Origin of the sequence: Rossellomorea sp. NPDC071047 (assembly GCF_050270195.1) — a bacterium.
Taxonomy (GTDB): domain Bacteria; phylum Bacillota; class Bacilli; order Bacillales; family Bacillaceae_B; genus Rossellomorea.
The window spans coordinates 691043-712745 of sequence record NZ_JBNNJT010000002.1 but is presented as its reverse complement, the minus strand read 5'-3'; the positions used below and the strand labels follow the sequence as shown (position 1 = coordinate 712745).

Sequence of the window (21703 nt, the reverse complement as noted above, 5' to 3'; positions counted from 1 at the left end):
AGGAGGCATATCAATGAGTAAAAGACTGGGAGTTTCAATATACCCGAACCATTCCACGACCGAAATGGATAAAGAATATCTGGCACTGGCTGCGTCTTACGGTTTTAAGCGTGTGTTCACCTGTTTATTATCAGTAGAGGGTGACAAGGATGGGATCATCTCGAACTTTAAAGAAACGATTAAGTTTGCCCGTCAAAAAAATATGGAAGTCATCGCTGACATCAGTCCACGCATTTTCAAAGAACTGAACATCTCGTATGATGATTTATCCTTTTTTGCGGATCTCGGGGCTCACGGTATCCGCCTTGATCTCGGGTATACAGGGCATGAAGAATCGATGATGTCGTATAACCCATATGATCTGAAAATTGAACTCAATATGAGTAATGCTACGAAATATATCGACAACATCATGACGTATCAACCGAATAAGGATCAATTGCTTGGATGTCATAACTTCTATCCGCACCGCTACTCCGGATTATCCTATCCATTCTTTATTGAATGCAGTAAAAAGTTTAAAGACTTCGGGATGAGAACGGCTGCGTTTGTCTCTTCTTCCGATGCAACATTCGGTCCCTGGCCGGTCACGGAAGGTTTGCCTACGTTAGAAATGCACCGGAACCTTCCGATCGATGTTCAGGCGAAGCACCTTTTTGCCACAGGGTTAATTGATGATGTCATTATCAGTAACGCTTATGCATCAGAACGTGAAATGCAATTGCTTAGCGAACTGAACACATCGAAGCTTACCTTTACAGTCGAAACCCATGAAACGACAACAGACTTAGAAAAGACGATTATTTTTGAAGAACCGCACTTCTATCGTGGTGACGTATCTGATTATATGATCCGCTCGACTCAAAGCCGCGTGAAATATCGTGGAAGAGAATTTGCTCCACATAATACGGCAGACATTAAACGGGGCGATATTGTGATTGAAAACGACCTATATGCCCAGTATGCAGGTGAACTTCAGATAGCGCTTCAAGATATGGAGAACTCAGGCAAAACCAATGTGGTGGGACGGATCCGCGAAGAAGAAATCTTCTTATTGGATTACCTGAAGCCTTGGGGTAAATTTGCCTTTCAAACCAAGTAAGTGGAGGTTTCTTTAAATGACTAGAGTAATAGGAATCGATGCAGGCGGGACGAAAATACAGGGACTCGTTCTTGACTTAGAGAAGAACATCCTGTTTCAAAGCTTATCCGGGCACGGTAATCCCACGGTTTCCTTTGAAGAGGCATTAACCAATCTCTCATCCGTTATTCAACAATGCCTGGATCACACTTCTTCTGAAGAGGTGTCCCATATTGTGATCGGGATGGCAGGTGCCGAGTCTGGTAATCTGGCTCATCGAATCAAGACGGAGTTACAAAGGATGACTTCCCTGCCTATTATCCTTTTAAATGATGCCACCCTTGCCTATTTCAGTCTACTCGGGAATCAGAACGGTGTAATGACCATTGCGGGAACGGGTTCGATTTGTTATGGACGAAACGGGAAACAGGAAGGAACAACCGGTGGCTGGGGACATCTTCTTGGTGACGAAGGCAGTGCCTATCATATTGCGATTGAAGCATGTAAACAGATTTCTATGGAGATGGATTCCGGTAGCCCCCTTTCCCCTCTCTCCCTTGATGTATTAAACGAAATCGGAGCGGGTGATGGGAAAGGCTTAAAAGGGTTTATCTATTCTTCTGCCAAAGGTGAAATTGCAAAGCTTGCGAAAGTGGTTCACAAGCAGGCTGAAGCTGGTAATGAATCGGTCCTTCTTTTATTTAAAAATGCCGGGGAGCAGCTGGCCCGACAGACAACTACCTTATTGGAGAAACTGCAGATCACTGCGAAACCGGTTATTGCCTTAAAAGGAAGTGTCCTTGAACATAATGTGGTGGTGCAATCCACTTTTAAAGAAGGGGTTTCAGAGCGTTTTCCAGACGCTTCCTATATTATCGACTCTACCTCCCCTGCCACAGGGGCAGTCGATGTAACAGAGGCCATCAGGGAAGGAAGGTTGTCATATGAGTAAGCGTTTAGCCGTCGGATTAATGTCCGGTACGTCTGTGGATGGGGTGGATGCTGCCCTTGTTTCAATTGAAGGGAGTGGCACGGATTCAAAAGTGGAGCTCGTTCATTATTCGACGAGTCCCTTCCCTTCCCACGTAAAAAAGAAAATCTTCGACGTTATGAGTGTCACAGAATCGTCCACTCCCCTCCTTTCCAGCTTGCATTTTGAACTTGGAGACGTTTATGCCGATGCTGTGTTGAAGGTGTGTAGAGAGGCTGGCACTTCAGTAGAGGAGTTAGACTTTATCGGATCTCACGGGCAAACGGTCTATCACCAGCCTTTTCATACGGAAGAGTCGGTTCCTTCCACTCTTCAAATCGGTGAGCCGAGCGTGATTGCGTATCGAACAAACACCAGAGTCGTCTCCAATTTCCGCTCCATGGATATGGCTGCCGGTGGTGAAGGGGCACCACTTGTACCTTATACAGAATTCCTTCTCTACAGGAAAAAAGACCGGGGTAGACTTCTTCAGAATATTGGAGGCATCGGAAATGTGACCGTACTTCCTAAAGATTGCGCTCTTCAAGAAGTATTCGCGTTTGATACTGGTCCTGGAAATATGGTTATAGATGGATTATGTGAGCGACTATTCGGTCTATCTTTTGACGAGGATGGAGCGATTGCTGCGAAAGGGACGGTTCACCAAGGCGTTGCACAGAAATGGATGGAATGGGAGAAGGATTTCTTCCTTAAAGACCCTCCAAAATCAACGGGTCGTGAGCTGTTTGGAGAAGTATTCGTGAATCGGATCCTTGACGAGTTTGGTGATCTTTCGAAAGAAGATCTGATTGCGACGGCAACCTTCTTTACAGCTCTGACGATTGCGGATGCATATGAGAATTTCGTTCTTCCTGAACATTCGATAAATGAAGTGATCATCGGTGGCGGCGGAAGCTATAATGGGACGCTTCTCCGTATGATGCGGGAGCTTCTTCCAGAGTTAAGAATTCTTATTCAGGAAGATATCGGTTATTCTTCCGATGCGAAAGAAGCGATTGCCTTTGCCCTACTGGCAAACGAAACACTGCATGGCAATCCAAGCAACGTACCAGGAGCAACTGGGGCAAGTAAGTCTGTCATATTAGGCACCATCACACCACGTCCCATATAAATGAAAGGCAGGTAACAGTACAAATGGACCTTCATAAGATCCTGACGGAAACAAGAAATCCTAATACATTGAACATAGATACAATAAGCACGGAAAATATTTTAGAAAAAATCAATGGTGAAGATCAAACCGTTGCATATGCTGTGGAAAAAACCATCCCTGTTGTGGCACGTTTGGTGGATGATATCGTCTCAGGTTTAGAAAATGGCGGCCGTCTTCTTTATGTAGGTGCAGGCACAAGCGGACGCCTGGGCATCCTTGATGCATCGGAGTGCCCGCCTACCTTCAGCACAGATCCCGGCCAGGTGATTGGGATCATCGCGGGTGGTGAAAGAGCCATCCAGTTTCCCTTGGAAGGTGCCGAGGATGATGAAGAAGGCGGCCGCAACGAAATCGCCATCCGTGAAGTCGGTGCAAATGATGTCGTGGTAGGCATTGCTGCAAGTGGAAGAACACCTTATACGATCGGGACTTTGAAGGAAGCAAAATCAAGAGGTGCTGTAACGGCGTCTGTTGTGTGCTCACCTCAATCCCCTATGTGTGAAGTGGCCGATCACTCAGTCGTCGCAGAAGTCGGTCCGGAAGTCGTCACAGGCTCTACGCGCATGAAAGCAGGTACAGCACAAAAACTGATCCTGAATATGCTTACAACGGCATCCATGATCAAGCTTGGCAAAGTATACAGTAACCTCATGGTCGACGTGATGCCTTCAAACGCAAAACTGAAAATCAGAGCGCGCAACATCATCATGGAAGCAGCAGACGTCTCCGAACAACAAGCAACCGAAGCCCTTGAAACATATGGCAGCGTCAAACCTGCCATCCTATCGCTTCTGACAGGTCTCGAAGAAAAAGAAGTCTACACGCTTCTCACGCTTCATAAAGGCCACCTGCGCTCGGCAATCAAAGCCGCAATTAAATAACCTTATAAGAGGGACGGACCTTGACCCATCGTCAGGTATCGTCTCTTTACTCGTTTTATACCAGATTTGAAAAACATGTTAAAAAAGGTGGAAATTAGTATGATCACTCCTGACATAAAAAAACGGTTCATCGAAATCGTCGGCGACGAAAATTACCGGGATACTCCTGCGGAAAAGCTTGTCTATTCCTATGACGCAACTCCTAACTACCAATCCATGCCTGATGGGGTCATCGTCCCCCGCTCAGCAGAGGAAGTATCAGAAATCGTGAAAATATGCAATGAGCATCGCATTCCCATCGTCCCGAGGGGGTCCGGAACGAATCTCTGTGCTGGCACTTGCCCTACTGAAGGCGGACTTGTTCTCTTATTCACCCATATGAACAAGGTTCTGGAGGTGGACGAGGAGAATCTGACGGTTACCGTCCAGCCTGGTGTTGTGACCCTGGATCTTATTCATACAGTTGAAGCAAAAGGTCTATTCTATCCTCCTGACCCAAGCTCCATGAAAATCTCAACGATCGGTGGGAACATCAATGAGAACTCCGGTGGTTTGAGAGGACTGAAATATGGGGTAACCCGCGATTATGTGCTGGCATTGGAAGCCGTCCTCCCCAATGGAGACATCATCCGTACCGGGGGGAAGCTTGCGAAAGATGTTGCTGGATATGACCTGACCCGTCTATTTGTCGGATCGGAAGGAACGCTTTGTGTCATCACCGAAGCGACTTTAAAGCTTGTTCCCATGCCCGAAACGAAGCAAACGATGCTCGCCCTATATCAGGATATTGAAGCAGCGGCCAAAAGTGTTTCCAGCATCATCGCCAATCGTATCATTCCGACTACTCTTGAATTTTTAGATCAGCCCACACTTGAGGTGGTCGAGGATTTCGCCAAAATCGGCTTGCCAACCGATGTAAAAGCGGTTCTCTTGATCGAACAGGATGGTCCACCGGAATTGGTTGCGCGTGACATGAAACGAATGGAAGAAGTGTGTTTACAGAATAATGCTGTATCCGTTCAATTAGCTAAAACAGAAATAGAAGCAGACGCCCTTCGTACCGCCCGTCGTTCTGCCTTATCGGCACTGGCCCGTCTCAAACCGACGACGATTTTAGAGGACGCGACAGTTCCCCGATCTGAAATCGCCAAGATGGTGAAAGCGATCAATGATATTTCCGAGCGCTATGAGTTGAAGATTTGTACCTTTGGACATGCCGGGGACGGAAACCTTCACCCGACGGTTGCGACTGACGCCCGGGATCATGATGAAATGGAACGGGTGGAAGGGGCATTCGAAGAAATCTTTGCCCATGCCATCGAATTGGGCGGCACCATCACCGGAGAACACGGTGTCGGGATGATGAAAGCCCCTTACCTCGAATGGAAACTGGGACCTGGAGGAATCGGGGCCATGAAAATGATCAAGCAATCATTCGATCCGAACAACATTATGAATCCGAATAAAGTATTCGCGAAAGAATCAAGAAAACGTGTGGTGATTTCAAGATGACAACCCTTCTAGAAAAGCAAAAGATACAACAGGAATTTAAAAACCGCATGGATGAAGATGAACTATTGAATTGTATGAGATGCGGTTTCTGTCTCCCTTCCTGTCCTACGTATATTGAGTCAGGATTTAAAGAATCCCACTCCCCGCGCGGTCGGATTGCCTTAATGAAGGCAGTGGTAGATGGTGTCATCGAACCCGATGAAGAAGTCGAACGAACATTGGATCTATGCTTAGGGTGCAGAGCCTGTGAACCCGTTTGTCCATCCGGTGTGAACTACGGACACCTTTTAGAAGAGGCACGTGATATCATCAATCAAAATAAAAAACACTCGCTTCATGTACGGGTTCTTAGAAAAACCGTTTTTGAAGGATTATTCCCGCACCCGGACAGAATGAGAATGGTCACGAACCTTCTTGGAATCTATCAGCGCTATGGATTGCAAAAGGCAGTCCACACGACGGGTGTGATGAAGCTATTTCCGGAAAGCATGGCGACTATGGAACGGGTCCTTCCTCAAGTTCCAAAGCTGAAAGACATGAAGGAGCGCCCAACGTCTCTTTCCTCGATTGGTGACGTCCGTAAAAAAGTCGCTTTTTTCTCTGGATGCTTGATGGATACAATGTTTCTGGAAACAAATAATGCCACTACCAAACTATTACAGCTGGCAGGCTGTGACATTGTGATTCCGAAGACGCAAACCTGCTGCGGAGCCTTGCATGGTCATAGCGGTGAAAAGGACTTGGCAAAGGATTTGGCAAAGCGAAACATTGAGGCATTTGAAGCGGATGGGGTCGATTACATTATCACTAATGCCGGGGGATGCGGAGCCTTTCTCGTCGATTATGATCACTTACTGAAAGATGATCCCAATTGGAAAGATCGTGCAGTTCAGTTTAAAAATAAAATCAAAGACATTTCGTCCATTCTTGTAGAATTAGAGTTTCATGAAAAGAAATTGAACGTTTCCTCTCAACGAATCACGTATCAGGATTCGTGTCACTTGCGAAACGTGCAGCGTACATTTGTGGAACCAAGGATCCTCCTTCAATCAGTGGAAGGTGCTGATTACGTAGAGATGAAACAAGCCGATCACTGCTGCGGATCAGCCGGGATCTACAACATCGTTGAATCCGAAATGTCCATGAAGATCCTCGATCACAAAATGGACAACGTCGAACAAACCCAGGCAACCACCATCATCACATCAAACCCGGGCTGCCTCCTCCAAATGAAACTCGGAATCGAACGAGAAGGCCTATCCAACAAAATGCGCGCCATCCACATCGTAGACTTTTTATTGGAGGCAATTCAGTGAGAGGGACGGACCTCTTCATTTAACTCAAATCCAGTTAAATCAACGATTTGACTTCGGGTGGGGTGATTGGAGGTCCGTCCCTTCTTTTTTCACAAATCAAATTATTTAACTGTTAAAATCCATATATATATCACCTGTTAAACTACCACCATGTCAAACAAAAAAAAGACGAACCCACTCAAGGTCCGTCCCTCTCTCTACTCTCTCTACCGTTTTGATTAGCTGCGCAGGTGGTTGAAGGTCCGTCCCTAAACCCCAACCGCTCCCTTCGTTGTGATATCTATGGCTTCGACCATAATCTGTATCATTTTCTCAAGCTCTTCTTTGGTTGTGGCGAGGGGCGGCATGAAGACGATGGTGTCTCCGATCGGCCGGGTCAGCATACCCAATTCACGCATTTTGATGGTGGTCCGGTAGCCTACTCTTTCTTCCCACAGGAACGGTATTTTACCGGCTTTATCCTGTACCAGCTCAATGCCGCATATCATCCCAAGCTGCCTAATGCTGCTTACATGGGGATGATCCTTTAATGGAGCCAACAGGGATTCCATGATTCTCACTTTCTCTTGAACTTTCCCAATCAGATCTTCTCTTTCATAGATCTCCAGATTCGCCAATGCCGCAGCACAACCAAGCTGGTTCCCTGTATAGGAATGACCGTGGAAGAAGGTTTTCAGTGATGTGTAATCATCATAGAAAGCTTCATAGATTTCTTCGGTGGTGAGGGTTGCTGCAATCGGGAGGTATCCTCCGGTGATCCCTTTTGCCACAGTCATGATGTCCGGCTGGATTTGTTCATGCTCAACAGCGAACATTTTCCCTGTACGGCCGAAGCCTGTAGCCACTTCATCGACAATCAGGAGCACCTCATATTTACGGCAAAGCTTTTCTACCCCTTTGAAGTAGCCATTTGGCATAATATTCATGCCGCCAGCACCCTGTATCAACGACTCTACCGTCATCCCGGCAATCTCATGGTGATTCTCTTTCAGAATCCCTTCCAGTTTCTCAAGTGCACGATCTCGAATCTCTTCCTTATCTACTAAATCAGGATGATGGACCACGTCCGGGAACGGAGCAACGAGTGATTCAAACATAAGAGATTTGTAGACTCTATGAAAAATGTCCACTTTCCCTACACTGATCGCACCGACCGTATCACCGTGGTACGCATTTTGAAGAGTGATAAACTTCTGCTTTTCCGGTTTTCCTTTATTTTGCCAGTATTGATAAGCCATTTTAATGGCAATTTCAACAGAGGTTGCACCGCTGTCTGAATAAAAGACTCTCGTTAATCTCTCCGGGGAAAGTTCAACCAGCTTTTCGGCTAACAAAATAGAAGGAACATTGGTAGCACCGAGCAAAGTAGAGTGAGCAATTTTATCGAGCTGATCCTTGATCGCTTGATTGATTTCCTCATTGCGATGGCCATGCACATTTAGCCAAAGGGAAGAATAGCCATCAAGGTATTCGTTCCCGTATATGTCCCGAAGATAAACGCCTTCCCCGCTTTCAATCACCAACGGGTTCTCATCATAATCCTTCATCTGAGTAAAAGGAAGCCACATATATTGACTGCTTTTTTCAATAAGCTGCTGTTGATTCATTCTGAACGTCCTCCTCTGACCTTTCAAGTTTCCAATTCTTAAATAACTCACCTACATCGACTGTTGCAATAGATTCCTGCGATAAGTATGGCAGTTCACCGACTACCTTTACGCCGGTTAATCTCTCAATCATTCGTTTGTTGTCCCGCTCGATCTCCGGCATTTCATCTATGGATGTCTGATTAAGGATGATGCCTGCGATTTCAATACTTCTCTGTTTCAATGCCATCACAGACAAGACCGTATGATTAATTGTGCCAAGTCCAGCTCGCGCGACAAGAATGACAGGGAGCGACACTCGTTCGATTAAATCAAGAATGGTTTCTTCTTCGTTTAGCGGGACAATCAGTCCTCCCGCTCCTTCAACCAACAAAAGTTCGTGAGTGCTTTGTAACTTCTCCACCTGTTCTAAAATTGGCTTCATTTCAATCGTCTCCCCGTCAATTGCAGCTGCCAGATGGGGAGAGCTTGGCGTTTTTAATAAATATGTATTCGCATCTCTTCCAAAAGAACGATTAGTGACCTCTTCATAAAATTCAGTATCGGGTGCTACTAGTCTATCTTCTTTCAAGACAGCTCCACTTTGCACCGGCTTATAGGGAAATGCATCAATGCCCTTTTCCAAGAAGTACTTTGTTAACAATCCAGTTGTTATCGTTTTACCGATATCCGTATCTGTGCCGGTAATGAAAAAGCCTTTCATCATTTCCCTCCTTTTTATGTTAACTATATTTACAAAATGGTTAACATTTAAGATAATAACAATCATACCACAGTTTTAAGGAGGAGAAAATGAAAATGGGAAAAACCAGGGAATTGGTCTTATGTGGTCTTTTTGTTGCTTTAATGGCAGTGGGAGCGAATGTGTCTCCGTTTCTAATGATCGGAGGAGTGCCTGTCACCCTTCAGTTGATGTTTGCCATCATTGCCGGAGGAATGCTCGGAAGCCGGGTGGGAGCGAAGGCGATGACGGTATACTTGGCTTTGGGATTAGTGGGGGCACCGGTGTTTGCACAATTCAAAGGAGGACCGTCAAGTTTACTCAGTCCTACCTTCGGATTTATTCTATCCTTTATCGCAGTAGCGTTCGCCGTAGGAATCATTTTGGAAAGGAAACGTACAATGGGAGGATATCTCACTGCAGGAATCCTCGCTTTATTGTTAAACTACATAATCGGAACGAATTTCATGTACCTTGCCCTAACGTTCTGGGCAGAAGCACCTGGCGGATTCAGCTACACGGTTGCCTGGGGCTGGATGGTTGCGTATCTGCCGCTGGATGTAGCAGTGACGGCTGTTTCGATGGTGGTTCTTCAGCGATTGTATAAGGTGGTACCGTCGAGGAATATGAGTCCTTCTTTTCATAAATAAGAGGATGGTGCAGCAAATTTGTATAGATTAGCAGCTGAGGGATTGGATTCAGCTGCTGATTTTCGCCCAATATCCAGCAGCTGATTTACAGCGTTTATTTTACAACCGAATCCCCCATAAAACCAACTCCATTCCACAAAAAAACACCCGACACCTTAAACAGGTATCAGATGTCTTCCATCTTTATTTACTCGCTGTCTCATAAATCTTCAAATTCCCATAAATCAAACGCAACCCACTCGCTTCTATCCCTTCTGCTTCAGCAGCCTTCAATAAATAACCGTATAAATGATCTGCTTCTACAGAGAGACTCTTTTCCATATCCCTTTGTAAGGATGACTTCATGCTATACCCCATTTGATTGATCTTATCGTATTGAGCTTCTTCTATCTTTTCAGCAAGTGGAGCTTTCAATCTTCTCATAATCGCTGCGGCTTCATAAAGTACCCCTTTGATCCTAACCGAACCCTCTGCTATTTCCCGAATCGGTCCAATCGGTGCCCGGAATAAGGATGTTACACCTGAAAGAGTGGTGATAAATAAATACTTATGCCACATATCCTGCTCGATGGTGTCCGATAATCGAAAGTTAGCCTTCGTTCCTGAAAATGCCTCCTCAAGCTTCACGATTCTATCCGTCCGCTCACCGCTTCTCTCACCAAATACAAGGTCATGAATGGGACTCGATTGAATGACCTTCCCTGTTTCGCCAAGCGTGGACTCCACAAAGCATAAACCGCCTATCACTCTTTCTTGCCCGAATGTTTCTATAAGATCGTCTAAGTGAGACATTCCGTTTAAGAGTGGAAGTATCATCGTATTTTCACCTACGAAGGAGTGAAGGCTCTCAATCGCTCCCTTAAGATGATAGGCCTTGGTCGAAAGGATAATAGCGTCAAAAGGCTCTGATTTTTCTCCTGATCTCACCGTTTTCGGCTCGCAGTGAAAATCACCATGTACACTTTCAATATTCAATCCATGCTCTTTCAGCTGCTGCTCTCTTCTCTCACGGACGAGAAACGTAACATCCTCGCCTTTCTCTACCAATCTACCTCCGAAGTAGCCACCAACGGCACCTGCACCAACAACTAGTATTCTCATTCCATCCGCCTCCTTTTACTTTTCACACATCATGTCACTATTCTCCGATATGAAAGCGCATAAATCAAAAATATTGGCTTTACAGAAAAATGAGGTGCCCCCAATGATAGTCAGGAGACACCCCATTCAATACATCAAACCGTACACCAAAAATCGCTCATACTTATTCTTTTCATAATCCCCTGACAAATTCACCTCTTTCCGTAAAACGAAAAGGGGGTGATCTTCTAAATAATGAACATAATCATCCGAGCTATAGTACAACACGATTTCGATATCACGTGGTGATTGTTCCACTGAAAAGAGGATGTTATTGATGATCCTCATGAAAATTTGAACAGTGAACGGATTAAAAAAGTAAAATCGGTTATCCTTTGGATGGATCTTATACTCTTCTGCCAGGCAGTGATGAAAGTAGAGATTATCACTGGCTTTCGCCTTTTTAAAATAGCTTTCCCGGTTCGCCACGGCTTCTCTATAAAACTCTTCATTCATTTCTATACCAATAACGGTGGATTGAAATAGGTGGTGGATAAAAAAATTCAATCGCCCTTTTCCACATCCGAAATCGACCACACGATCACTGTCATTCAGCCTATAATGTTGGAATAATTCATCCAGTGCCTTATACGGAGTCGGCTCGTACCGATGATAATGAAAAGACCGGTGAAACCCCATCTGCAACTCACTCGTACGAACACCTAATAATTCATCATAATACTCTTCCTTCATACATTCTCCTTAATCAAGGTCCGTCCCTCTCGGACCTCAAAGTTTAGTAGAGGTAACCAAGCATGTCCAGTTGGCCGCTTGACCATTTTTTGGTACCTATTGGTTTGATCATGAGTTCGTTTATGGTTTCGGTGCCAATGCCCCGTGTGGTCTGGTTTTGGTCGTTGATCTTCATCCACGTACATTGGTTGGACACCGATTGGAAGCCATTTTTTTCATATAAGGATGGATCATCGGCAAATAAAAGAAGGAAATCGATGTTTCGGCCATCACAGAACCTTTCTAATTCGAATAGGAGCTGTGATCCGATTCCCAGGGAGCGACTACCCTTTGAAACGCACAAATCGATTATTCCCAATACATAGATAGACTCACCTTCCAATTTCATGACTCGGTAATCCACCCCGACATGCCCCACTAAACGTTGATCTTCATTATGGACGAGATACCTGAAATGAGGAATCTGTTTAAAGTAAATTCTATCATCAGGATAGCCATCTCCAAAACATTCATTTAATAATTCTTGTATTTCAGCTTTCATTTTCCCTTTGATATCATAATCAACTATTTGTTTCACTTGATATTCCCTTACCACTTTCACACGTTCTCCTCCTCATAAAATAATATAAGCACTTTCGTTGACAAACCTTCAAAATCCTAATACATTAATAGTAACAAGGGGAGTAGCGACCGGTAATCGGCTGGTGAATCGTCATCCCGGTATGAAAATACCTGGTTCATCAGGCTTTAGCTCATTCTTCAGCACGCAAGACCTTGGTACAAAAATTTGTGCCGGGGTCTTTTTTGTATGCGCTGGCTTGGAGGAGATAATATGGTTTACATTGTTTTTTTACTCGCTGCAGCCATTGTGGTTGCGGCCGCTATTTACCTGAATCAGTTCGGAGATGTCATCAGTAAGAAGTCTTCATTAAGTGGGGCTGTCGTAGGGACATTCCTCATTGCAGGGGCAACGTCACTCCCTGAATTGACAACGAGTTTAACGGCGGTTTATATCGATAACCCTGATATTGCCGTAGGAAACATGCTCGGTAGTAATGTGTTCAATCTCTTTATCCTGGCAGTGGTCGATCTGATTTATCGTAAAAGAAGATTGTTCCAAAAGGTGAACAGGAAGGCAAATATTCCTTCTGCCCTATTTGGATTCCTGTTTCTCATGATCATCATTTTCGCCCTATTCATGCCTGGTTCCATTGAATTTTTTGGTGTTGGGCTTGAGATGTTCATCATCATTATCCTATACTTCGTTGCGATGAAATTTGTATCAGGCGATGATACTGAAGGAGAATCCGTACCTACAAAGGATTATTCCCTCAAAACAGCCGTCATCGGTTTTATCATTGCTGCACTGGTCGTATTTGCATCAGGAAGTGCGCTATCGATTGCAGGTGACCAATTGGCAAAGGCAACGGGCATGAACGCAAGCTTTGTCGGAAGCTTTCTCATCGCTGCCTCCACTTCCCTGCCTGAACTCGTTACGGTCCTTGCTGCTTTTAAACTGGCAAATTACAATATGGCAATCGGCTCTATTCTCGGAAGCAACCTGTTTAACATCCAACTGCTTGTCCTCACCGATGTCCTTTACCGAAAAGGTGCCATACTTGAAGCAGTCGACACGTCACATATCTTTATCGCTGGACTGGGATTATTGATGACACTCGTCATCGTATACTTGCTACTGCGGCCAGCCAATGTCCTGAGTAAGTGGAGATACATGGCTCCATCCTTCATTATAACCGTTTTGTATATTGTGGTATCGTATGTATTATTTTAAACATCAAAGAGGTCGGGACAAAAGTGTATTAGTCTGAGTAAAACCCGAACAAATCCACCTGCTTCCTAGGAGGTGGATTTGTTCGGGTTTATTATTTATTTCTATACATTTGATTTTAGCTGTACCCAGCGGTTGATTGGAGTGCAAGACGAAGACTCCTGCGGGAAAAGTAGCTTATGTGAGACCCCGCAGGCTTGCCGAGGAGGCTCACGGGCTACCCGCGGAAAGCGTAGTCTTGCACGGAAATCATTAGCGGTATTAAGAGCCTACACTTCTATTATTCGTCTTAAAATAATGGTTTTTTAGTTCTTTCCCAGCCTCTTACTTTTTACTCTTACTTTTTAATAGGCTTCTCTATCGTCCTCTTACCTCATATCCTCTCCCAATAGGCCTTATGTTACAACTTCCCCAAAATCCCAATCGAAAAAGAATTATTCAGGCACATCACATGAATCCCCTCTTCACTTATGATAAATTAAACATGATTGAATCAATGGATAAGGAGTGAATGTTCAATGGCTGGTAAAGAACAAGTAAAGCAAGACATTTTAGATGCTTACCATTTCAGACATGCAACAAAGGAATTCGACCCAAACAAGAAAGTATCAGATGAGGATTTCCAATTCATTATGGAAACAGGTCGTTTGTCGCCAAGCTCATTTGGCTTCGAGCCTTGGAGATTCGTCGTGATTCAAAATCCTGAACTTAGGGAAAAAATTAAAAATACGGCGTGGGGAGCATACGGAAAACTGCCTGAAGCCAGTCATTTCGTCGTGATCCTGGCCAGAACGAAAAAAGATACGAAATACGATTCACAATACTTACAGGATCATTTTAAAAACGTGAAACACCTGCCGGAAGATCATATGGCAAAATACTTAGAAAAGATCGAGCAGTTCCAAAAAGTTGATTTCGATTTACTTGAAGGCGACCGTCCCCTATACGATTGGGCCGGAAAGCAAACCTATCTAGCCCTTGGAAATATGATGACAGCAGCCGCTCAAATCGGTGTGGACTCGTGTCCAATCGAAGGCTTTGACATTGGAAAGATGAATGAGCTTTTAGATGAAGAAGGATTGTTGGAAGATGGCCGTTTCAGTATCTCGGTCATGGTGGCATTCGGTTACAGAGTGAAGGATCCTGCACCGAAAACGCGTCGCCCTTATGAGGATATCGTGAAGTTTGTTTAATGAAAAGGAATCCGGATTATCTGCCGGATTCCTTTTCTTCACATTTACCCAGCATCTAGATTTAAAGATTTATGCAATTCTATATAAACCGTGGTCCCTCTATTCAATTCACTCTTCACTTGAATATTACCCTTCATAGAATGAACAATAATGTTTGCCGCCATTACCCCTAAACCAGTTCCTTCGTCTTTCGTCGTAAAAAATGGTTCTCCAAAACGTTTGATCTGCTCCTTGGTCATCCCCAATCCTGAATCAGTTACGGCAATAATAAGGTTTTCATTCACGATCATCTCTACAGAAAGCTTCCCGCCTTGTGGCATGGATTCTATAGCGTTATTCATAATATTCCCGATACATTTCCGAAAACTATGGGCCTGGCCTTCTACATATATATCATCAATGAGTTGATGGCTAAATGAAACATGTTGAGCCAACGGCTCTACCATCTCTATTAGTTCCACAATCGAATGTTTTACATTGATACGCTCTATTTTATCAGGTGTTGAGTTGGTAAAGGTCAGATAGTCTTCTATGACGTGAGTAGCTTGATCTATTCCTTTCAAGGATAAATCAATAAACTGCTTTTGAAGTTCTTCATCTTTTTCCTCACGCACCAGCTGCAGGAATCCTTTGGAGGAAGTTAGAGGATTTCGCACCTCATGGGAGATACTCGCCGCTAATTGACTTTCAACCTGAAGCTTTTCATGTTGAGACAATGTTCTTCTCATTATGATTAGCTTTCGGATCATTTCAGCAATCATAACTGAGATAATGGTTGCGACTAGAGGAATGAGCACAAGATATATGTATTCGTTCCTCGAGATTTCAGCTTCATAAACATATCCAAACACCAGATTGAATACAGTCATGCTAAAACAGATCACTACAGTGAAAAGCATTTTCACTTTTTTCTTAGCACGAAGAAACCCATTAGAAAACGCTGCCAAAATTAAAAATGTAATAAAATAATTCAGAATGACAAGGTGGATAAGACCACTACCTATGAACAAATATCGTAATAAAATGATGACACCCATTAAAACGAAGGAAACCAGTGGACCAAAATATAAACTTGCCAAGAAAAAAGGAATCCTTCTTAAATCCACATAAACACCGGCGGTAAGCTTATAACTAAACAATACACATAACAGTATCGTAAAGGTTGAAAGAAATATGACGATACTTTTTGAAGGGGTCTTCTTTTTGAAATCAAAATACAATGCAAAGGCTAGTAGTCCTACGATAATAAATAAAAAGTTTAATAATAAGTTCGTTAAAGCAGAATCAATCATATGAAAACACCCCCTATCTCATTTCTATCAAAATTACCGGTCAGGAGTGAATTTTTTGACTACAATTCGTTACCTCTTCCTTTAATAATTGAGTGGAGGCAGAGCTTCCCCCAATCAATTCACCTTTCTCATTAAATAATGGATGACAGGTAACGTCATACTCATAAGTACTATCTGATAGGGGAAAGGAGATTTTCTTTCTAATCGATTTACGTTGTTTGATGACCTCTTGTTTTATTCTCATTAGCTCTCTTGTTCCATCATTATCTTCTAGCTCCACATCGCTTCTGCCAATCACGAAAACAGGATCGAAATCCGGGTGGGGATTAAAAATCCAAGTATATCTGAGCTCTCGATCAAAATGGGCAACAATCATGGGGGAATCTTGCAGGGCAAAATAAAATGGACTTACCTCCAATTCGAAGATGGAAACATGAAAGTTCAGTAGATTGGCCAAGTCCTCTGCCAGCTTCCTACTTGGTACTCTCACACCATTTTCAATCTTTGAATAATAGGATCTGTCGATGTGAACTAGATGTGCAATCTCTTCTTGGCTATATCCTTTGAGTTTTCTTAATCTTTCAAGCCAATTTCTTTTCTGCTGACTCACTCGCATCCCTCCTGTAAAGCAACCTTTCTAGTTCTATTATACTGATTCTAATTTCAAAAACTATGTGACTATTTTGTCACTATTGCAAAAAAACGTAAAACCGACTAAAAGACCCATAATTAAGGAAAAATCAGAAAATATTTTCTAGTAAACTGGAAGAATATCTTCAGCATTCTTTCTGTCAAAAAAAAGAACCTTAGGGATACTCCCCAGGTTCTCCTATTATTTACTAAACCAATCCGCTCCCTCATCCATATGAACAAACGGAATATCTGTATCAACTTCTCCCTTAATCTGATTAAGAGAAACATCTTCCCCTTCAAGCCACTTGCTAAAATCAAACACAACCGGTTCCCGATCTCCCCCCAGGGCAAACCATGCTTTCATTTCGTTAGGAAAATAAGCCGATGTATGGATGGTGCCTGCCCAGCTTCCGTATAAATCAGAGAATACGCCTTTATCCGTGTCATTCATTAAGCGGAAAGCTTCATGGGCATCCGTAGCCTGCTTATCTTGAATGATACTCAATCGACGTTTCGAATCGACCAGATGATTTCGATTTTCATGAGTCATTACCTCAAAATGATTCGTACACGCATTTGACTGGCGAATCTCCACACCACGAGGAGACGTTTCAACAATAAATGTTTCACCACTTCTGTCATACACCACATAACTAAACGAGTGCCGGTGAGGAATTTCTTTTAGCATCTCAACGGCTTCCGGGACATGTCCACATGACTCCAGAATCAATCGCCCGATCATACAGCAAATAAAGCCATCCCCTGGTTTTTTCCGATGCATGAAGTTATATCCAATCGCCAACCCTTTCTCATTCATACCGTCCATCCGTCCCGTTACCCGCTGACTCGGTCCGATGATACTATACCCGCCATCCGTCGGCTGGAAAAACGTATACCTTCCCTCATATGTCTTCGGATGATAATCATAATTTCTGATCAAATAATTTTCACCCGTCATAATCGAGCAGCCCGACTTCGTATATTCAACGCGGTATCCGCCAAACTCCTGCAGCACTCTCTCCAGCGGCCACCCTAGCGCTTCCTGTAATCCGATAAGCTCATCCCAAACACCCGGAGCAAATCCCAGTATCGCGCGCTTCGCTTCTTCTATGTTTATTGAGAAACGAGGCTTTCTTACTTTCCATTGGTTCTCGCGATTTCTCACCGTGATCGAATCCTTTATCCTTAATCCTTGCATATAACCAAAATCGTAATGAGATCCACGGAATTGAATCACATCGCTATGTATTGTTTTCATGATTGTCCCTCTTTTTTATAAGACTGTCTTCTCTAAGGATAATTGAAAGGAAGGGAAAAATAAAGAATCGGAATCCTGGCAAATCCGTCTTTCAACTTGTGAAATACCATAACCCTAAATAAGCTGGAAATGCACATCGGTTAAGGTTTGGTTTGTACCTGGTACAATCACCCTTCAATGTACCAGGTACTATAGCCTCATTTGCCTGGCACTGCCCCACCTCCCAAAAACACAAAAAGGAACGGTCACTATAACCGCTCCCTCTTCCATCACTTCTTCTCAATAATCTCATCAATAATCCCATAATCCTTCGCCTCATGCGCACTCATGAAATAATCACGATCGGTATCAAGTCCAACTTTTTCAAGGGGACGGCCCGTTTTTTCAGAAATGATTTCGTTAATGTGCTGCCTTAGTTTCAGGATCCGTTTCGCTGAAATCTCCAGGTCTGTCGCCTGCCCCCGGGCACCGCCTAATGGCTGATGTATCATGATTTCACTGTTTGGTAAGGCAAAACGTTTTCCTTTTGTCCCCGCAAGCAGGAGCATTGCGCCAAAGGAAGCCGCCATTCCGGTACAGATCGTCCGAACATCGGGACTAATATAGTTCATCGTATCAAAGATGGCGAACCCTGCTGAAGTGGAACCACCCGGGCTATTGATATATAAAGAAATGTCTTTCTCCGGATCGTCGGCAGCAAGGAATAACAATTGAGCGACAATGCTGTTGGCCATCTGGTCATTCACTTCATCACTCACCATAATGATCCGGTCTTTTAACAATCGTGAATAAATATCGTAGGATCGTTCCCCTTTGCTTGACTGTTCGATGACATAAGGTATGGTATTCATCCATTCTTCCTCCTTCATTCGTTATGCAGCTAATGAGAGGACGCTTGAAGGAGAGCCGGACGATCGTACAAATCGGCCTTGGGCAGGAGCATGTGCAAGCAAGATTGGAATGTATGCCAAAAGGAGACCGGGATCCTGTGCCATCAGGCTGCGGTATAAAATCGCGTTCAACTCCTCCTGAAGAGTTTTACTCCAGTAGGTTTGAACGCCGATCCCGTCTCCATCATCGGAGAATTTTTTCAGCTTTTCCCTCGATCGATTCAGCAAGGCTTTCACAGCGGTTTCCGTCATCCCCAGAACATCTGCCACTTCAGAAATCTTGTACTGAAACGCTTCTTTCAAAACAAAGGTGACTAACTGTTTGGGGGTCATTTTTCTTGAAAGCTTCTCAATAATTTCAAGACTGATTCCCTCTTTAGGAATGTCTTGAGCATTCACTTCCGGGACTATTCCAATCGATTCCTTACTCTGTTTGCGGACTTTATCCACCCACAGATGATAAGCGATTTTATTGAGTAAAGATGAACTCCAATTCTGAACAGCAGGATAATGACTCAGTGCTTTACAGATGGACTCTTGAGCCAGGTCTTCACCGTCCCATTTGCTCTTCGTCAGAAAATAGCAGTATCGATAGAGCTTGGGAACAAGCTCTTCCATGACTACATCGTTTGGCTGACGTACATTCTCTTTTAAGCCAGATCTCGTATACATCGTTCTCACTCCTTTGAATCCTCTCATACTTATAACGGATGAATTGGTGAAAAAGATATGGGCGAAAGATATTTTTATCTATATTATATCCAACAGTACTTGAATGGGTAATAAATTGGTTTATGAAGCGTGAGTTGTGCTAAAGTTGATTCATAAAAACAGGTGATGGAAAAGAGGATTAGTGATGATTTCAATACTTGTCGTGGATGACGATCCCCATTTACGTAAGCTTATACGTGTTCATTTGGAGCAGAATGGCTACCTGGTTACTGAAGCAGAAGACGGGGACGCTGCTTCTGTCACTCTTGAAGCACAGTCGATCGATTTGGCGATTGTCGATTTGATGATGCCGAATAAGGATGGGTTTCAATTGGCGAAGGAAATCAGGGAAAACTACGATATCCCGATCATTATTTTGACCGCCAAGGACACTCTTACGGATAAAGCAAAAGGCTATGCAGCCGGAACCGATGATTATATGGTAAAGCCCTTTGAAAAAGAAGAGCTGCTCTTTCGTGTACAAGCGATCCTGAGGAGATTTCACCGTGCCACTACCCAGAAGATCCGTCTCAATGATATGATCCTTGATAAACGATCGTATGAAGTGAAGGACGGGTCAAAAACAATCATTCTTCCTCTTAAGGAATTTGAATTATTATATTATTTAGCAACCTTCCCAAACAGAACCTTTTCACGGGAAGAGATCATTCAGCAAGTATGGGGAATGGATTTTGAAGGGGATGACCGAACGATAGATGTCCATATTAAGAGGCTCCGTGAACGGTTCCGCCATTCCGATGATTTCTTGATCACCACTGTTCGTGGAGTCGGCTATAAATTGGAGGTGACCTAAAATGCGCTCGTTGTATGTCCGGATTGTCGTCGTCACCCTTCTAATCATGATGACGAGCAGTGTCATTGCTTTCATCGGGTCGAATCTTTACTACCAGCACATTTTAAAGCCTGCCAACGATGAAAAAAATACTGAAATCGCAAAAGACATCGTTGATTTATATAATGCCGCTTCAATGGATGCTCCTGCTTTTTTTCAGAAAACGGCGAAGCTCAGCTATCAATTTTATGTAACCGATGGCAAAGCTTCCGGAACATTCTACGGAGAGGACTTTCGTGATCGAAGCCTTTCTCCAGAAGTTGTAGAAAACGTTTTGAACGGATCCACTTACCATGGAATTGCGAATTATCCCTCTACCACATTTGTGACTGGATTTTTCTCAAACGAATTGACCAACAGCATTGGTGTCCCGATTGAAATCGACGGAAAACCCCATGCCCTGTTCATGAGACCCAATGTGAAACAACAGTTTAATGAAATTCATATTCTCTTGTCTGTCCTGCTTCTTTTTACAATACTACTCAGCATGCTGATTGTGTTCTTCAGTACCCGCTATCTTGTGAAACCGATTCGTGAATTGACGAATGCCACGAAGAAAATTGCCGGTGGTGAGTATTCGATTCAATTGAATGAAAGCCGCAAGGACGAAATCGGCACCCTTGCCCGTTCCTTTACATCCATGAGCCGACAACTGATGCAGGTGGAGAATATGCGACAGGAGTTTGTTTCAAATGTATCTCATGAAATTCAAACGCCCCTATCCTCCATGAAGGGCTATGCTAATCTGCTTCTCTCCCCTTCCTTGTCAGAAGAGGATCGGGAACACTACTTAAAGGTGATTGAATCAGAAAGCACCCGGCTGTCGAAGCTGAGTAAGCAGCTGCTGACCCTCGCTTCTCTTGATAAGGATAATGGTTTGATTCAACATGAACCCATTAACATGACTCGATTGCTCCATGATCTCATAAAACAAACACGATGGTTGTGGGAAAGAAAAGACCTCGCTGTGTCCATGGACGCCGATGATGTAACCTATAACGGACACGAAGAGCTGCTCTATCAGGCATTTGAGAACCTGTTGGCAAATAGCATCAAATACACTCCCCCAGGTGGTGAAATCAACCTGTTCCTCCACAAACATCACAGGGGAATCAGGTTTATGATTCAAGACACAGGGATCGGAATTCCTCCTGAACACCAGGAAAAGATTTTTGAGCGCTTCTACAAAGCGGATACATCACGGAGTAATGAAAAGGATAGCAGCGGCCTTGGCCTTTCCATTGTCAAAAAGATCATCACCCTGCACCATGGTGAAATCCATGTTGAGAGTAAGACCAATAAAGGAACCACCTTTACGGTGACTCTTCCTTAACCCGTT

General features: G+C 43.8%; 21 protein-coding genes. 11 read left to right on the top strand and 10 right to left on the bottom strand.

Annotation, left to right across the window (positions count from 1 at the left end):
- The first annotated feature begins 13 nt into the window (after nt 1-13).
- The 6 genes from ACQKFO_RS11470 (at nt 14) to ACQKFO_RS11445 (ending at nt 6934) form a co-directional block, all read left to right on the top strand.
- Nucleotides 14-1102, top strand: coding sequence for a DUF871 domain-containing protein (locus tag ACQKFO_RS11470; protein WP_427598772.1), 1089 nt, complete (start codon nt 14-16; stop codon nt 1100-1102).
- A 16-nt stretch (nt 1103-1118) separates the two neighbouring features.
- Entirely contained in the window at nt 1119-2033 is a 915-nt protein-coding gene (locus ACQKFO_RS11465; RefSeq protein ID WP_427598771.1) for a BadF/BadG/BcrA/BcrD ATPase family protein, read from the top strand.
- Nucleotides 2026-3183 carry an anhydro-N-acetylmuramic acid kinase AnmK gene (anmK, locus tag ACQKFO_RS11460; RefSeq protein WP_427598770.1) on the top strand — a complete coding sequence of 386 codons (1158 nt, stop codon included), beginning with the start codon at nt 2026-2028 and terminating at the stop codon, nt 3181-3183. Before ACQKFO_RS11465 ends, anmK begins: the two co-directional genes overlap by 8 nt.
- Nucleotides 3184-3206: 23 nt before the next feature.
- Complete coding sequence (murQ, locus tag ACQKFO_RS11455; RefSeq protein WP_427598769.1) at nt 3207-4106, top strand: N-acetylmuramic acid 6-phosphate etherase; 900 nt, start codon at nt 3207-3209, stop codon at nt 4104-4106.
- Between the two features lie 99 nt (nt 4107-4205).
- Nucleotides 4206-5618 (top strand): glycolate oxidase subunit GlcD, encoded by a 1413-nt coding sequence (glcD, locus tag ACQKFO_RS11450; protein WP_427598768.1) that lies wholly within the window; start codon nt 4206-4208, stop codon nt 5616-5618.
- A complete protein-coding gene (locus tag ACQKFO_RS11445; protein WP_427598767.1) occupies nt 5615-6934 on the top strand; it encodes a (Fe-S)-binding protein in 1320 nt (439 codons plus the stop codon). The genes glcD and ACQKFO_RS11445 overlap by 4 nt, the downstream gene beginning before the upstream one ends.
- Before the next feature lie 248 nt (nt 6935-7182).
- Here the strand turns inward: ACQKFO_RS11445 and bioA are convergent, their stop codons facing one another.
- Together bioA and bioD are read right to left on the bottom strand one after the other, a co-directional pair.
- Entirely contained in the window at nt 7183-8541 is a 1359-nt protein-coding gene (bioA, locus tag ACQKFO_RS11440; RefSeq protein WP_427598766.1) for an adenosylmethionine--8-amino-7-oxononanoate transaminase, read from the bottom strand.
- On the bottom strand, nt 8519-9247 hold the full coding sequence (gene bioD / locus ACQKFO_RS11435; RefSeq protein ID WP_427598764.1) for a dethiobiotin synthase: 729 nt from the start codon (nt 9245-9247) through the stop codon (nt 8519-8521). Before bioD ends, bioA begins: the two co-directional genes overlap by 23 nt.
- Nucleotides 9248-9333: 86 nt before the next feature.
- On the opposite strand from bioD, the gene ACQKFO_RS11430 reads away from it, so the two are divergent.
- Nucleotides 9334-9912 carry a biotin transporter BioY gene (locus tag ACQKFO_RS11430; protein ID WP_427598762.1) on the top strand — a complete coding sequence of 193 codons (579 nt, stop codon included), beginning with the start codon at nt 9334-9336 and terminating at the stop codon, nt 9910-9912.
- A 183-nt stretch (nt 9913-10095) separates the two neighbouring features.
- Here the strand turns inward: ACQKFO_RS11430 and ACQKFO_RS11425 are convergent, their stop codons facing one another.
- The 3 genes from ACQKFO_RS11425 to ACQKFO_RS11415 form a co-directional block, all read right to left on the bottom strand.
- Nucleotides 10096-11013 carry a ketopantoate reductase family protein gene (locus ACQKFO_RS11425; RefSeq protein ID WP_427598761.1) on the bottom strand — a complete coding sequence of 306 codons (918 nt, stop codon included), beginning with the start codon at nt 11011-11013 and terminating at the stop codon, nt 10096-10098.
- Between the two features lie 126 nt (nt 11014-11139).
- The gene (locus tag ACQKFO_RS11420) at nt 11140-11745 is read right to left on the bottom strand and encodes a methyltransferase (protein WP_427598759.1); all 606 of its coding nucleotides are present in this window, start codon (nt 11743-11745) and stop codon (nt 11140-11142) included.
- Between the two features lie 43 nt (nt 11746-11788).
- Nucleotides 11789-12346, bottom strand: a complete 558-nt coding sequence (locus tag ACQKFO_RS11415) for a GNAT family N-acetyltransferase (RefSeq protein WP_427598757.1) — start codon at nt 12344-12346, stop codon at nt 11789-11791.
- Nucleotides 12347-12577: 231 nt separating this feature from the next.
- Here ACQKFO_RS11415 and ACQKFO_RS11410 point away from each other — a divergent pair, with 231 nt between their 5' ends.
- Together ACQKFO_RS11410 and ACQKFO_RS11405 are read left to right on the top strand one after the other, a co-directional pair.
- Nucleotides 12578-13537, top strand: a complete 960-nt coding sequence (locus ACQKFO_RS11410) for a sodium:calcium antiporter (protein ID WP_427598756.1) — start codon at nt 12578-12580, stop codon at nt 13535-13537.
- A 515-nt stretch (nt 13538-14052) separates the two neighbouring features.
- A complete protein-coding gene (locus tag ACQKFO_RS11405; RefSeq protein ID WP_427598755.1) occupies nt 14053-14727 on the top strand; it encodes an NAD(P)H-dependent oxidoreductase in 675 nt (224 codons plus the stop codon).
- 44 nt (nt 14728-14771) lie between these two features.
- On the opposite strand, the gene ACQKFO_RS11400 is transcribed toward ACQKFO_RS11405, so the two are convergent.
- The 5 genes from ACQKFO_RS11400 to ACQKFO_RS11380 all read right to left on the bottom strand — a co-directional run bounded on the left by ACQKFO_RS11400 (nt 14772) and on the right by ACQKFO_RS11380 (nt 19472).
- Nucleotides 14772-16019: an ATP-binding protein gene (locus ACQKFO_RS11400; protein WP_427598754.1), complete on the bottom strand. Its 1248-nt coding sequence runs from the start codon at nt 16017-16019 to the stop codon at nt 14772-14774.
- 40 nt (nt 16020-16059) lie between these two features.
- On the bottom strand, nt 16060-16629 hold the full coding sequence (locus ACQKFO_RS11395) for a helix-turn-helix domain-containing protein (protein ID WP_427598753.1): 570 nt from the start codon (nt 16627-16629) through the stop codon (nt 16060-16062).
- A 222-nt stretch (nt 16630-16851) separates the two neighbouring features.
- On the bottom strand, nt 16852-17910 hold the full coding sequence (locus tag ACQKFO_RS11390) for a C45 family autoproteolytic acyltransferase/hydolase (protein ID WP_427598752.1): 1059 nt from the start codon (nt 17908-17910) through the stop codon (nt 16852-16854).
- A gap of 269 nt (nt 17911-18179) precedes the next feature.
- On the bottom strand, nt 18180-18779 hold the full coding sequence (gene clpP / locus ACQKFO_RS11385) for an ATP-dependent Clp endopeptidase proteolytic subunit ClpP (protein WP_427598751.1): 600 nt from the start codon (nt 18777-18779) through the stop codon (nt 18180-18182).
- 3 nt (nt 18780-18782) lie between these two features.
- Nucleotides 18783-19472 carry a sigma factor-like helix-turn-helix DNA-binding protein gene (locus ACQKFO_RS11380; protein WP_427598750.1) on the bottom strand — a complete coding sequence of 230 codons (690 nt, stop codon included), beginning with the start codon at nt 19470-19472 and terminating at the stop codon, nt 18783-18785.
- Nucleotides 19473-19656: 184 nt separating this feature from the next.
- Here ACQKFO_RS11380 and ACQKFO_RS11375 point away from each other — a divergent pair, with 184 nt between their 5' ends.
- Both ACQKFO_RS11375 and ACQKFO_RS11370 read left to right on the top strand, forming a co-directional pair.
- Nucleotides 19657-20325 carry a response regulator transcription factor gene (locus ACQKFO_RS11375; RefSeq protein ID WP_427598749.1) on the top strand — a complete coding sequence of 223 codons (669 nt, stop codon included), beginning with the start codon at nt 19657-19659 and terminating at the stop codon, nt 20323-20325.
- A gap of 1 nt (nt 20326) precedes the next feature.
- Nucleotides 20327-21697, top strand: a complete 1371-nt coding sequence (locus tag ACQKFO_RS11370) for a sensor histidine kinase (RefSeq protein ID WP_427598747.1) — start codon at nt 20327-20329, stop codon at nt 21695-21697.
- Nucleotides 21698-21703 lie beyond the last annotated feature (6 nt).